This window comes from Xanthobacter agilis, from assembly GCF_021730435.1.
GTDB classification, from domain to species: domain Bacteria; phylum Pseudomonadota; class Alphaproteobacteria; order Rhizobiales; family Xanthobacteraceae; genus Xanthobacter; species Xanthobacter agilis.
In genome coordinates this window covers 16683-29769 of the sequence record NZ_JABWGX010000023.1, presented here as the reverse complement: position 1 = coordinate 29769, position 13087 = coordinate 16683, and the positions used below count along the sequence as shown (strand labels likewise).

Annotated in this window: 11 protein-coding genes; 7 read left to right on the top strand and 4 right to left on the bottom strand. The window is 67.3% G+C overall.

What is annotated here, in order from left to right; all coding sequences use genetic code 11:
• The first annotated feature begins 278 nt into the window (after nt 1-278).
• Nucleotides 279-1067, top strand: coding sequence for a hypothetical protein (locus tag HUW53_RS16035; RefSeq protein ID WP_237346767.1), 789 nt, complete (start codon nt 279-281; stop codon nt 1065-1067).
• Between the two features lie 70 nt (nt 1068-1137).
• On the opposite strand, the gene HUW53_RS16030 is transcribed toward HUW53_RS16035, so the two are convergent.
• Nucleotides 1138-2061, bottom strand: coding sequence for a bestrophin family protein (locus tag HUW53_RS16030; protein WP_237346766.1), 924 nt, complete (start codon nt 2059-2061; stop codon nt 1138-1140).
• 173 nt (nt 2062-2234) lie between these two features.
• The gene (gene metC / locus HUW53_RS16025; RefSeq protein WP_370877792.1) at nt 2235-3428 is read right to left on the bottom strand and encodes a cystathionine beta-lyase; all 1194 of its coding nucleotides are present in this window, start codon (nt 3426-3428) and stop codon (nt 2235-2237) included.
• 161 nt (nt 3429-3589) lie between these two features.
• Here metC and HUW53_RS16020 point away from each other — a divergent pair, with 161 nt between their 5' ends.
• The 4 genes from HUW53_RS16020 (at nt 3590) to HUW53_RS16005 (ending at nt 8211) form a co-directional block, all read left to right on the top strand.
• Nucleotides 3590-4600: an amino acid ABC transporter substrate-binding protein gene (locus HUW53_RS16020; protein ID WP_237346765.1), complete on the top strand. Its 1011-nt coding sequence runs from the start codon at nt 3590-3592 to the stop codon at nt 4598-4600.
• Nucleotides 4601-4722: 122 nt separating this feature from the next.
• Nucleotides 4723-6018: an amino acid ABC transporter permease gene (locus HUW53_RS16015; protein WP_237346764.1), complete on the top strand. Its 1296-nt coding sequence runs from the start codon at nt 4723-4725 to the stop codon at nt 6016-6018.
• A gap of 4 nt (nt 6019-6022) precedes the next feature.
• The gene (locus HUW53_RS16010) at nt 6023-7420 is read left to right on the top strand and encodes an amino acid ABC transporter permease (protein ID WP_237346763.1); all 1398 of its coding nucleotides are present in this window, start codon (nt 6023-6025) and stop codon (nt 7418-7420) included.
• A gap of 14 nt (nt 7421-7434) precedes the next feature.
• Complete coding sequence (locus HUW53_RS16005) at nt 7435-8211, top strand: amino acid ABC transporter ATP-binding protein (RefSeq protein ID WP_272904275.1); 777 nt, start codon at nt 7435-7437, stop codon at nt 8209-8211.
• Nucleotides 8212-8243: 32 nt separating this feature from the next.
• Here the strand turns inward: HUW53_RS16005 and panC are convergent, their stop codons facing one another.
• A complete protein-coding gene (gene panC, locus HUW53_RS16000; protein ID WP_237346762.1) occupies nt 8244-9092 on the bottom strand; it encodes a pantoate--beta-alanine ligase in 849 nt (282 codons plus the stop codon).
• 203 nt (nt 9093-9295) lie between these two features.
• On the opposite strand from panC, the gene HUW53_RS15995 reads away from it, so the two are divergent.
• Together HUW53_RS15995 and HUW53_RS15990 are read left to right on the top strand one after the other, a co-directional pair.
• Nucleotides 9296-10051, top strand: coding sequence for a VWA domain-containing protein (locus HUW53_RS15995; RefSeq protein WP_237346761.1), 756 nt, complete (start codon nt 9296-9298; stop codon nt 10049-10051).
• Between the two features lie 210 nt (nt 10052-10261).
• Complete coding sequence (locus tag HUW53_RS15990; protein ID WP_237346760.1) at nt 10262-10981, top strand: DnaJ domain-containing protein; 720 nt, start codon at nt 10262-10264, stop codon at nt 10979-10981.
• 19 nt (nt 10982-11000) lie between these two features.
• On the opposite strand, the gene HUW53_RS15985 is transcribed toward HUW53_RS15990, so the two are convergent.
• Nucleotides 11001-12857, bottom strand: a complete 1857-nt coding sequence (locus tag HUW53_RS15985) for a D-alanyl-D-alanine carboxypeptidase (protein ID WP_237346759.1) — start codon at nt 12855-12857, stop codon at nt 11001-11003.
• Nucleotides 12858-13087 lie beyond the last annotated feature (230 nt).

Here is a 13087-nt window from a genome sequence, read left to right as displayed (position 1 = left end):
AACTTGATCCTGCCTTGAAGCATGTTCGCACGAGGGTGTGAAGGCCCCGCGATGGGCCGCACGCGTTTCGCGTGATGCGGAAACGCCATTGTGTCGTCGCCGCGCGAGGTCCGGTTCCGGCGCACGCGCGCCATTCCCCAACGTCATAATTGCGCTTTTTCGCGCGCCGCACCGTCGCAGGCGGCGCCCTGGCCTTGGCGCGGCGGGCGCGAATGTGCTTCGCTCACAAGGAGATGGAAACCGGCTTGGGGGATGGGATGATGGGGCGGACAGGTTGGATGGCGGCGGGCCTCGGCGTCGTGGTGATGGCCCTGACGATAGGGGAGGCGGCTGCGCTCCCCGCGCGGATCATCCTGCTGCGCCATGGCGAGAAGCAGGATGCCTATCGGCTCTGCGCGGTGGGCATGGAGCGGGCGCAGGCGCTCGCCGCTCAGCATCTCGGCCGCGACGCAACGGCCAGCCTGTTCCGTCCGGGCGAGGTGCCGAAGGCGTTTTTCGCCATGACGCTACATACCCTGGAAACGATCACGCCCTCGGCCCGGTCCTGGGGACAGCCGGTCATTACTTATGCGGCGTTGCCGGATGCATCCGGCACCCTCAGCGCGGATCTGCTGAACGCGCAGACCCAGCAGTTCGCCCGCGACCTGCTCACCGATCCGCGCTGGGATGGCGCTACCGTGGTGGTGACGTGGGAGCACGACCACATCGCCAAGACGACCTCGGGCCACGCCAAGAAGACCGGCCCGGAAAAGGCCGAGGCGGCCGCGAAGGAGGCGGCCGAGGGGCCGGCCCATGCCGCGGCCGCCGTCGCCAAGGACGATGCCCGCCCCGAGGCATCGTCGACCCTCTACGACCTGTTCGACCTGGCGCGCTTCACCGAAGCCCTGAGCAATTGGCCGAGCGCGACCTATGATTATTTCTGGATCATCGATTTCGATCCGGACACGCGGCAGGCCTCGTCCTTCAAGATGCTGAAGCAGGTCTATGGCGGACCCTTTACCAACGTGCCGCAGAACGAGTGGGGCCAGCCCAACGGGCTCACGGCGGCGAGCGGCTGTCAGCTTTAGGCCATAGGCTGGCGACGCGGCGTTGCCGCGTGAGGAACGCGCGTCAACGCCCAACCGGGCGGCGGGCGCGCTACAGCAGGATATGGTCCACCGGCTGCGGCGTCGCCGGCAGGTCGGTTTCGCCCATGGCGTCGCGCAGGCCGATCTCGATCTGGGTGGCGAGGGCGGCGATGGGCAGGTCGTTGGACAAGGTGCCGAAGGGCTCCTCCAGCTCGCTGCCCAGGGCGTCGAGGCCGAAGAAGGTGTAGGCCACCAGCGCCGTGGCGAGCGGGGTGGCCCAGCCGAGCACGTCGGCGAAGCCGAACGGCAGCAGGAAGCAGAACAGATAGGCGGTGCGGTGGAGCAGCAGCAGGTAGCCGAACGGCACCGGCGTACCCTTGATGCGCTCGCAGGTGGTGAGCATGTCGGTCATCCATGTGACCGTGTCGTCGAGGGCGCGAAACTCGATGTCGCTCAGGCGGTCGGTCTCGCGCAGGTCGGCCAGCTCCGCCCCCATGGCGCGCAGCAGCAGATCCGGCGCATTGCGGCTGGCCGCGACCGCGGCCATCAGATCGGGCGGCACGGTGCGGCCCAAGTCCGCGGCGGCGGCACCGGGCCGCAGGTGGCCCACCAGAGCATGGCCGAAGGCGATGGCGAGCGCCACCAGGCGCCGCCGGGCCTGCCGGGCCTCTTCCCCCCGCCGTTCGAGTAGGAGGCTCCGGCGGGCGAGGTCGCGGGTGGCGGCGATCAGCACGCCCCAGGCCTTGCGGGCCTCCCACCACCGGTCGTAGCAGGCGTTGTTGGAGAAGCCGAGAAACACCGACAGCGCAATGCCCAGCAGGGCGAACGGCGCGCCGCTGAAGGAGGGGACGATGCCCGGCTGTCGCCCGTGGAGCAGCACCACCAGGGCCGACAGCGCCATCACCACCATCACCTGAGGAAAGATGCGCTGGAGCACCGAGCCCTTCAGGATCAGGAACAGGCGGATCAGGCCCGGACGCTCACGCACGATCATGGGACGGCTCTGGGGTTCCGTCGTCCGACACGGGGGCGTGCCGGACGTGGGTTGAGTTGCGGAAACGAAGTCGCTTCATGCCAGGGCACTGGTGAAGGTTCGGCTAAAGTCGGAGGCGGTTGCCCGGACGTGCCTCGGCCGATAGCCGAGGCGCCTTTCCAACAGGTCCGCCCTCAGGTGGCGGCGTCGGCCATCGCCGCGAAGGCACGACAGAGATCGGCCTTCAGGTCGTCGACATCGTCCAGCCCGATATGGAGGCGCACCGCCGGCCCTTCCACCTCCCAGGTGGTGGCGGTGCGATAGTCGCGGCAGTCGAACGGAATGGCGAGGCTTTCGTAGCCGCCCCAGGAATAGCCCATGCCAAACAGGGTGAGGGTATCGAAAAAGGCCGCAAGCGCTCGCTCGGGCACCGGTTTCAGGATCATGCTGAACAGGCCCGAGGCGCCGCGGAAGTCGCGTTTCCAGATGGTGTGGCCGGGGTCCGACGGCAGCGCCGGATGCAGCACCCGCGACACTTCGGGACGCTGCTGAAGCCATGTCGCCATGTCCAGCGCGGCGCGCTGGTGGTGGGCGAGCCGCACGCCCAGGGTGCGTAGTCCGCGCGCGCCCAGGGCGGCGTCGTCGGGCGAGATGGTGATGCCGAGGTTGCCGTGGGTGGCGATCACCTTCTTCCAGGCGGGGCCGATCGCCGAAATGGTGCCGAGGTTCAGGTCGGCATGGCCGCCGATATATTTGGTGCCGGCCTGGATGGAGATATCCACCCCTGCCGAATGGGGCTTGAAGAACAGCGGCGTGGCCCAGGTGTTGTCGATCAGCGTGACGATATCGTGCGCCCGCGCCACCGCCGCGATGGCGGGCACATCCTGCATCTCGAAGCTCTGGGAGCCGGGGGCTTCGAGGAAGATGGCGCGGGTGTTGTCGCGGATGAGGCCCTCTATGCCGGCACCGATGAGCGGATCGTAATAAGTGGTCTCAACGCCCAGGCGCTTCAGCACCGTGTCGCAGACAGTGCGGGTGGGGCGATAGGCGGTGTCCACCATGAGCAGATGGTCGCCGGTGCCGAGCACCGACAATAAGGCAATGGACACCGCCGACAGGCCCGACGGCGTCAGCACCACGCCGTCGCCGCCCTCCAGCGCCTTCAATGCCGTCTCCAGCCCTTCGGTGGTGGGATTGCCGCGCCGGCCGTAGCTGTAGCGCCCGCGATGGTGGATGAGGTCATCATAGGTCGGCGAGAGGACGGTGGAGCCGCGTACCACCGGTGTGTTGACGAAGCCGTCGAACCGTTTCGGATCCCGACCGAGATGCACCAATTGGGTTGCCGGCGCCATCCCTGTGTTTTTGCTCTCGTCTTCCATACCCGCCATGCCGGCCTCCATTTCCTGCTACCGCATAACCTCTGAGTCTCTATTGACCGTACCGCAACATCGGTCTGAGATGGGCGAGATAGACGGCCCAGGGCGTTGCGTCGAGAATTTGTCCTCGTGCGCGGGTCCGGCGGGGCGTTATCCCAAAGAAGGAACCTTCCGTGAAACGCTTCCTCCTCGCAGCTGCCGGATTTCTGTCCCTGGTCGGCGCCGCCCACGCCGGCACCCTCGACGACGTGAAGACCAGGGGTGCCCTCAACTGCGGCGTGTCTCAGGGCTTGCCGGGCTTCTCCACGCCCAACGACAAGAACGAGTGGAGCGGCTTCGACGTGGATTTCTGCCGCGCCATCGCGGCAGCCATCTTCAATGACCCCAACAAGGTCAAGTTCACCCCCCTCTCGGCCAAGGACCGTTTCACGGCTCTGACCTCGGGCGCCATCGACGTGCTCTCGCGCAACACCACATGGACCATGTCGCGCGACACCACGCTGGGCTTCAACTTCGCCGGCGTGACCTATTATGACGGCCAGGGCTTCCTGGTGCGCAAGTCGCTCGGCCTGAAGGGGTCCAAGGAGCTCGATGGCGCCTCGGTCTGCGTGCAGACCGGCACCTCCAACGAGCTCAACGTGTCCGATTACTTCCGCGCCAACGGCATGAAGTATCGCGAGGTCATCGCCTTCGGTACCCTCGACGAGACCGTGAAGGCCTATGAGTCCGGCCGCTGCGACGTGTTCACCTCGGACCGCTCGCAGCTCGCGGCGGTGCGTCTGAAGCTGACCAATCCGGCCGACCATATCGTGCTGCCGGAGACCATTTCCAAGGAGCCCCTGGGTCCGCTGGTGCGCCATGGCGACGACCAGTGGTTCGACCTCGTGAAGTGGACCTATTTCGCTTTGCTCGACGCTGAAGAACTGGGGGTGAACCAGAAGAACGTCGACGAAATGCTGTCCTCACCCAATCCGGAAGTAAAGCGCCTGCTGGGCACCGACGGCAAGTATGGCGAAGGCATCGGGCTCACCGCCGACTGGGCGGTGCGGATCGTGAAGGCCACCGGCAATTACGGCGAGATCTACGACCGTAACCTTGGTCCCTCGACCCCGCTCGGCCTTGAGCGCGGGCTTAACAACTTGTGGAACAAGGGCGGCATCCAATACGGCATGCCGGTGCGCTGACGCCGGCCGCGCCGTTGCGGGCGCGCGTGTCCTGAAAACGAAAAGCGGAACGGGCCATGGCCCGTTCCCGCCCAAAATAAAATAAGGGGGCCTGCGAGGCTTCCGAACCTCCGAGGGGTTTCATGTCGGATGCTCGCCTTTCCGATCGCGGTGCCGTGCGCGGGCGCCGCTGGTCGTGGACGGACCCCAAGCTCAGAAGCTCGGTGATCCAGATTGCGCTTGGCCTTGTTCTCGTCTGGCTCGCCTGGTCGTTCTACGCCAATGCGGAGGCGAACCTGTCGCGCCTCGGCATCGCGTCCGGCTTCTCCTTCCTGGATGACCGGGCCGGGTTCGCCATCAGCCAGTCGCTGATTCCCTATAATGAAAACATGAGCTACGGCCGGGCGTTCCTGGTCGGGCTGCTCAATACGCTGCTGGTGGCCTTCCTCGGCGTCATTCTCGCCACCATCCTCGGCTTTCTGATGGGCGTCGCGCGGCTGTCGCGGAACGTGGTCATCAAGGCCCTGGCCTCGGCCTATGTGGAGGTGACGCGCAATCTGCCGCCCCTGTTCCAGATCCTGTTCTGGTATTTGGCGGTGCTGGCCACGCTGCCCTCCCCGCGGCAGAGCTGGGGCCTTGGTCTGCAACCCATTTTCTCCGGCATCGCCTCCGGCCTTTCCGCCATCGGCCTCGGCGTGCTGGCCACGCCATTCTCCGGGCTCGCGGCGGCCGTGGGGGCGCCGGACGTCTATGTCAACAATCGCGGCCTGATCCTGCCGCGTCCGGTGTTCGGCGAGGGGTCGGGCGCGATCCTGATCGCGGTCCTGGTGGCGCTGGTGGCCAGCTTCGTGCTCGCCCGCTGGGCCAGGAAACGGCGCGAGGCCACCGGGCGCCCATTCCCGGTGTTCTGGAGCGGGCTCGCCCTCATCGTGGTGCTGCCGCTGCTGGCGGCGGCGGCCACCGGTTTCCCGCTCCACATTGAGACGCCGGAGCTGCGCGGCTTCAATTTCGTCGGCGGGTTGAGCGTCATGCCCGAGTTCGTGGCGCTGCTGCTGGCTTTGTCCACCTACACCGCCGGCTTCATCGCGGAAATCGTGCGCTCGGGCATCCTCGCGGTCTCCAAGGGGCAGACCGAGGCCGCCCATTCGCTGGGGCTGCGGGGCGGGCCGACGCTGCGTCTGGTGGTCATTCCCCAGGCCATGCGGGTGATCGTGCCGCCGCTCACCAGCCAATATCTGAACCTGACCAAGAACTCGTCGCTGGGCGTTGCCGTGGGGTATCCGGACCTGTTCGCCATATTCGCCGGAACGACCCTGAACCAGACCGGCCAGGCCATCGAGATCATCGCCATGACCATGGCGGTCTACCTCGTCATCTCGATCGTCACCTCCCTCATCATGGGCTGGTACAACAAGCGCGTGGCGCTGGTGGAGCGGTGAGGCCATGAGCGACCAGACCTTGTCTCCCCATGTCTTCGTTTCCTCCGTATTGCTGGAGCCGGCGCCGCCGCCGGTGTCCGATCGAGGGCCGGTGCGCTGGGCGCGGGCGCACCTGTTCGGCTCTGTGCCGCAGGTGCTGCTGACCCTGTTCGGAATCTGGCTGGTGTTCGCGGTGATCCCACCGCTGGTGCAGTTCTTCCTCATTGATGCGGTCTGGGAAGGCACGGACCGCAAAGCCTGCCTGCCGGCGGATGTGGGCCATCCCGTGGGGGCGTGCTGGCCCTTCATCTGGGCCAAGATCAACCAGCTGACCTATGGTTTCTACCCGGCGGACGAGCGCTGGCGGGTGAATGTGGTCTATGCCCTGGGCGCGGTGCTGCTGCTGCCGCTGCTGATCCAGAAGGTGCCCTACAAGCGCCTCAACGCCATTTTGTTCTTCGGTGTCTATCCGGTGGTGGCGTTCGTTCTGCTCACCGGTGGCAATTTCGGCCTGAAGCGGTTTCTGCTCGGCTATCTCGGCTTCGATGGCCTGTTTCCCATCGGCGCCACGGTGGCGGGGCTTTCGGTGGCGTTCTGGGCCGATTTCGTTGTCTCGAGCGCGCTGCTGGCGCTCGGCGCGGCGGCGCTGGCGCGGTTCGTGGCCGGTCCCGGCGCGGGGCTGGGCGCGGCGCGCAATACCCTGTCGGCGCTTGGCATACTCGGCGCGGTGCTGCTGGCGGCGGATATCGACGTGGGCCTCCAGCCGGTGGAAACGCGCCTGTGGGGCGGCCTGCTGGTCACGCTGGTGATCGCGGTGACCGGCATCACCGCCTCGCTGCCGTTCGGCATCCTCTTGGCCCTCGGGCGGCGCTCCCATCTGCCGCTGGTGAAGATCTGTTCCATTCTCTTCATCGAGTTCTGGCGCGGCGTGCCGCTCATCACGGTGCTGTTCTTCGCCACCTATATGCTGCCCTTGTTCCTGCCGGGCCAACTCACCATCGACGGGTTGCTGCGGGCGGTGGTGGGTGTCGCGCTGTTCGCCTCGGCCTACATGGCGGAGGTGGTGCGCGGCGGCCTGCAGGCGATCCCGAAGGGGCAATATGAAGGCGCCATGGCGCTCGGCCTGCCGGGCAGCCTCAAGATGCGCCTCGTGGTGCTGCCGCAGGCGTTGAAGCTGGTCATTCCCGGCATTGTCAACAACTTCATCGGCCTGTTCAAGGACACGACGCTGGTGCTGATCGTCTCCATCTTCGATCTGCTCGGCGCCATGCGCGCGGCCTTCACCGATCCCAATTGGGCGACGCCGACCACCCTGTTCACGGGCTTCGGCTTCGCCGGCATCGTCTATTTCGTCTTCTGCTTTGGCATGTCCCGGTACTCGATGGCGCTTGAAAAGCGCCTCGACCGCGCGCGCCACCATTGAAAGGGTTGAAGGTCATGAGCATCGATCCCGTGATCGCCCAGGCCGAGGCCGGCGCCCCCAAGCTGGCCGTCGAGATGGTCGGCGTGAACAAATGGTATGGCCAGTTTCATGTGCTTCGGGATGTGAACCTCACCGTGGAGCGGGGCGAGCGGCTGGTCATCTGCGGCCCCTCCGGGTCCGGCAAGTCCACCCTCATCCGCTGCATCAACCGGCTGGAGGAGCATCAGAAGGGGCGCATCGTCGTCGACGGCATCGAGCTGACCGACGACCTCAAGCGCATCGACGAAGTGCGGCGCGAGGTGGGCATGTGCTTCCAGCACTTCAACCTTTTCCCTCATCTCACCATTCTGGAGAATTGCACGCTGGCCCCCATGTGGGTGCGCAAGATGCCGAAGAAGGAGGCGGAGGAGGTGGCCATGCACTTCCTTGAAAAGGTGAAGATCCCCCATCAGGCCCACAAGTATCCGGGCCAGCTCTCCGGCGGTCAGCAGCAGCGCGTGGCCATCGCCCGCGCCCTGTGCATGCGCCCGCGCATCATGCTGTTCGACGAGCCCACGTCCGCGCTCGATCCGGAGATGGTGAAGGAGGTGCTCGACACCATGGTGGAGCTGGCCCAGGACGGCATGACCATGCTGTGCGTGACCCATGAGATGGGCTTCGCCCGGCAGGTGGCCAACCGGGTGATCTTCATGGACGCCGGCCAGATCATCGAGATGAACGAGCCGAACGCCTTCTTCTCCAACCCGCAGCATGAGCGGACCAAGCTGTTCTTGAGCCAGATCCTGCATTGAGCGGCGGGGCGCGACCCCGCCGCTGCCCTGCCTCACACTCCGATATTGTCGATGAGCCGCGTCCCGCCCAGCCAGGCCGCTGCCAGCAGACGGATCGGCTCGCCCTCGGCACCGGAGAGCGGGGCGAGGGTTTCGGCGTGGCGGGCGGCCACATAGTCCACCTTCAGGCCCTTGGCTGTGATGGTGTCGGCGGCCTTCTGCGCCGCGTCGACGGGGGTGGCGCCGCCGCGGATGTTGAGGGCGGCGCTCTTCAGCGCCGTGTAGATGACGGGCGCGATCGCCCGTTCCTCGGCGCTGAGATAGGCGTTGCGCGACGAGAGCGCGAGGCCGTCCGGCTCGCGGGTGGTGGGCACCGGCACGATCTCGACCCCGAGGTCGAGATCCTTCGACAGGCGCGTCACCACCTTGAGTTGCTGGTAATCCTTCTCGCCGAAGGCGGCGAAATCCGGCGCGCAGCGGATGAAGAGCTTGCCCACCACGGTGGCGACGCCGGCAAAGAATTGCGGGCGGAAATCGCTCTCCAGCCCGTCCGCCGGGCCGGACATGGTGATGCGGGTGGAAAAGCCCCGCGGATACATTTCCGCGGCGTCTGGGGCATAGATCGCGTCGGCCCCCAGCTCGGAGAGCTTTTCGAAATCGGCGTCGAATGTGCGCGGATAGCGCGAGAAATCCTCGGTGGGACCGAATTGGGTGGGGTTCACGAAGATGGACACCACCACCTTTTCCGCCACTTCCTGGGCTCGGCGCACCAGCGCCATATGGCCCGCATGGAGGGCCCCCATGGTCGGCACGAGGGCGATGCGCGCCTTCTCCGACCGGAACGCGCTGGTGAGCGCCTTCAGTTCCCGAACCGTTTCCACCACCACGGGCTTGCTGGTCATCGTTCCGCGACTCCTCGCGTTTTGCGCGGGCCGGACCCTAGAACTTGCGGGCTCGGGAGAAAAGGGGCGTGCTGAAGGCGCGGGGCGCGGCCTTGGTTCCCCCGCGCGCGCGGTCTATCTCTGTGTGGTGATGCGGGGGACATCGGTTCCCTAACGAGCGCCACGCGATCGGAGCGGATCCGGCTCCCGAGATGAAGGGCCCCATGGCACGTGCCGACGACAAGACCAAGGGTGCCAACCCAGGCGAGATGGCGACCACAGGCGGCCCGCAGCCTCCGGCGGCGCCTTCCAGCAATGCCGACATCGCGCGCTTCCTCGATGCGGTGCGCACCGTGGCTCCGGCGCGGGCCGGGGAGGGGCGCGGGCGGCTGGCCTTCGCCCTGGACGCCACCGCCTCCCGCCAGCCGACCTGGTCGCTGGCGTGCGAGCTCCAGGCCGACATGTTCGCGGCCGCCGCGGCCCACGGCGGGCTCGACATGCAGATCGTCTATTATCGCGGCATGAGCGAATGTCGCGCTTCGCCGTTCGTGGGTGAGGCGCGGACGCTGCATCGACTCATGAGCCGGATCGCCTGTGAAGGGGGGCTCACCCAGATTCACCGCGTGCTCGCCCATCTGGTGCGGGAGGCGGAGCGCAGCGGGCTCAAGGCGGCGGTGTTCGTGGGCGATGCCCTGGAGGAAGACGCCGATGCCCTTCATGCGGCCGCCGGGCAGCTCGCCTTGCGCGGCGTGCGTCTGTTCATGTTCCAGGAGGGCGCGAACCGCGAGGTCGAGCGCACCTTCCGAGCCTTGGCGGAGATCACCGGCGGCGCCTATTGCCGCTTCGACGTCCGGGCGGGCGATCAGTTGCGGACCCTGCTGTCGGCGGTGGCGGCCTATGCGGCGGGCGGCCGCGTGGCCCTGGAGGCGCGGCGCGACAGCGGGGCGCGGCAGCTGCTGCTAGCCCTCGGCGGGCGGTGAGGACGAGCAGCAGCCGACGGGGCGCCTTGGCCCGTGCGCGCGGCCGATCGGCGGGCCGGATGCCCGGTCGCGGTGGATGCCGGGCCCTGCTATCCATCGTGCGGCCGGGGCGGAGCGTGGCCCCGCCGGTGAGGGCGGATGCGGGCGCACCGCGTTTTCGATGCGGCGGAACGGGGTTTCAGGATCCCGACAGGTGACGAGGAGACAGGTGTGATCAGTCTCATTGCCGGCGCGCTGCTGCTGGCCATCGGCCTCTATGGCCTCAAGGTCTGGACCAAGGCCGATCCGAAGGCGCTGGTGGAGATCTTGATGCGCACCCTCGCCTATGCGGCGCTGCTGGGCGCGGTCGGCGCGCTGTTGCTGGGGCGGATCGGGGCGGCGGTGCCGCTGGCGGCGGTGGGCCTTGCCTTGCTGGGCCGTCTCGATCCCGGCGGGGTGGGCGGCTTTCTCGGCAACCTGTTCCGCAGCCGCCGGGCGCCCCAGGCCTCGCAGGTGCGCTCGGCCCTGTTCGAGATGGAGCTTGACCATGCCACGGGCATTCTGACCGGGCGGGTGGTCGCGGGCGCCCACGCGGGCAAGGCACTCGACGACCTTGACGTGCCCACCCTCGTGTCGCTGCGCGCCGTGTGCGACGCGCAGTCCTTGAGCCTACTCGAAGCTTATCTCGACCGCCGGGCGCCCGCTTGGCGTGAACACGCTGAGGGCGATGCGGGTCGGGGGAACATCGGCGGCGCGGCGGCGGGCGGCGGCGCGATGACCGAAGAGGAAGCCTACCAGGTCCTTGGGCTTCAACCGGGAGCTGACCCCGCGCAGGTGCGCTCGGCCCATCGCGCCCTCATGAAAAAGCTTCACCCCGACGCCGGTGGTTCCAGTTACCTGGCGGCGCGGATCAATCAAGCCAAGGATATGATCCTGCGCAAACATGGCTAAAGCTCGCTCCTGCCTGTCCTCAATTCTTGATAGTCATGCAGGCGAACGCGTTACGCTGGAGTAAACGACAGGCTGCCTTTGCGCTTTTCTCGTCGAGGCCGGTGAAACGGGCGCGATAAAGGGCCGTGGAGCCTTTCACCGTCTTCTCCGTGTACGGATCGGCTCCGCCGAGGACGGAATGGGCCTTGTTCTGGGCGAGGTCGAGCTTGGCGCGTGCTTCCTTTTCCGCGCCGAATGCGCCGATCTGGATGCCCCAGCCGCTGCGCGCGGTCGCCGGCTTCTCGCTGCGTTCCGGAATGGCCACCGGGGCGATGGAGGCGGTGCGGATCGGCTTCTCGGCGACGGGCTGCGCGGCGCGGGCCGGCGCCTGCGCCGACATCGGTGCCGACATCGGTGTTTCTTGGGCCACCACGTGGGCCGCGCGTTCGGCCATGGTGGTCGGCCGGGGCGGGGGGGCGTAGCGGGAGGCGTCCTTCTCGCCGGACCCGTCGGCGACGGTTTGCGGCTTGGGGGCCGGCTGGCGGGCGCGACCTTGGGCGGCGGTGGTAACCGCCTGCGCCGCCGGGGCTGGCGCGGTGGGCTCCATGTAGCCGAGCACGCCGGCGGAGTTGCTGAAGCCGCGCGCCGCCGCGGTGGCGGACGCGGCGGCGGACACCGCAGGGGCGGCGGCAGAGGCCGCGACGGGACGCTGGATGGACACGGTCTTCACCGCCACCGGACGGATCGGCGCCACCGATCCGCTCTTCACGCTGCCGGTGGTGGGAATGGAGGCTGTGGTGGCGGGTTCGGGGGCCAGCACGGCATATTGCGGCTTGGGCAGGGGCGCCACGTCGTGGACGGGAATGGCCTCGCGATCGGCGGCCCTGGGCAGCGGCGCGGACAAGGGCGCGACCATGGCGATCGGGCCGTCGTCATCCTCGGTGATCTTGGGCGCGGTGCGCGCGCCGGCATAGGCCCGCGGAAGAGTCTCGGCCAGCAGCGAGCGCATGCGCGCATCGCGGGAGCCGGCGGAGCGCCCGCCCAGAACCACCGCCACCATGTAGCGATCGTCGCGCTTCAGGGAGGTGAGCAGATTGAAGCCCGAGGCCTGGGTGTAGCCGGTCTTGATGCCGTCCACCCCTTCCACCGAGCCGACGAGCCGGTTGTGGTTGCCGATGGCCTCGCCGCGGAAATAGAAGGTGCGCGTGGCGAAGTACCGGTATTCCTTGGGGAAACGGTCCTGGATGGCGCGGCCGAGGACCGAGAGGTCACGGGCCGTGGTCACCTGGTTGGGATTGGGCAGGCCCGAGGCGTTGCGGAACGTGGTGCGGCTCATGCCGAGCGCGCGCGCCTTCTGCGTCATCATCTCGGCGAAATTGCTCTCGGTGCCGCCGAGCGCTTCGGCGATCACCACCGCCGCATCATTGGCGGAACGGGTGACGATGCCCTTGATGGCATCTTCCACCTCGAGGGTGGAGCCGGGGCGCAGGCCGAGCTTGGTGGGGGACTGCGCGGCCGCTTTCGCCGACACCGGCAGATCGCTCGACAGCTTGAGGCGGCCGGCCTCGATCTGCTCGAACAGCAGGTAGAGGGTCATCACCTTGGTGACAGAGGCAGGATGCCGCAGCGCGTCCGCGTCGTCCTCGTAGAGAACGCGGCCGGTGTTGGCATCCACGACGATGGCCGAGGAGCCGTAATGCCACCGTCCACCATCATCCTGGACGATGGTGCGGGTGGCGGCGGCCTTCTTCGTCTTGCTGGAGCTCTTGGAGCGTTCCGTCTGCGCGGACTTGCGTGGCTTGGCGTCGGCGGCCGTCGTCGTCAGGACGAAGCCGGCAAGAAAGGCCACGGCAAGACCTTTGGTCAGGAGCGAAAGGCTCGCGGAAGCTGTACGCATGGACTTGTTGCCCCGTCTGATCGGTCGCTGCACTGGCCAGGGCCCCGCTCCGACGCCATGCGCTTCTGCCTTGCGCGAGGCAGGCCTCGGCGCGACGGCAACGGGGAAAGCGACCAGGGAAGAAGCCTAAGAAGGCGGAGTTACCAAGGCGTGAATCAGGCCGCGTCTGGGTGTTTGTGCACTGCACAATATTTCTTGACATCCATGTTGCGGTGCATATTCTTTGATCG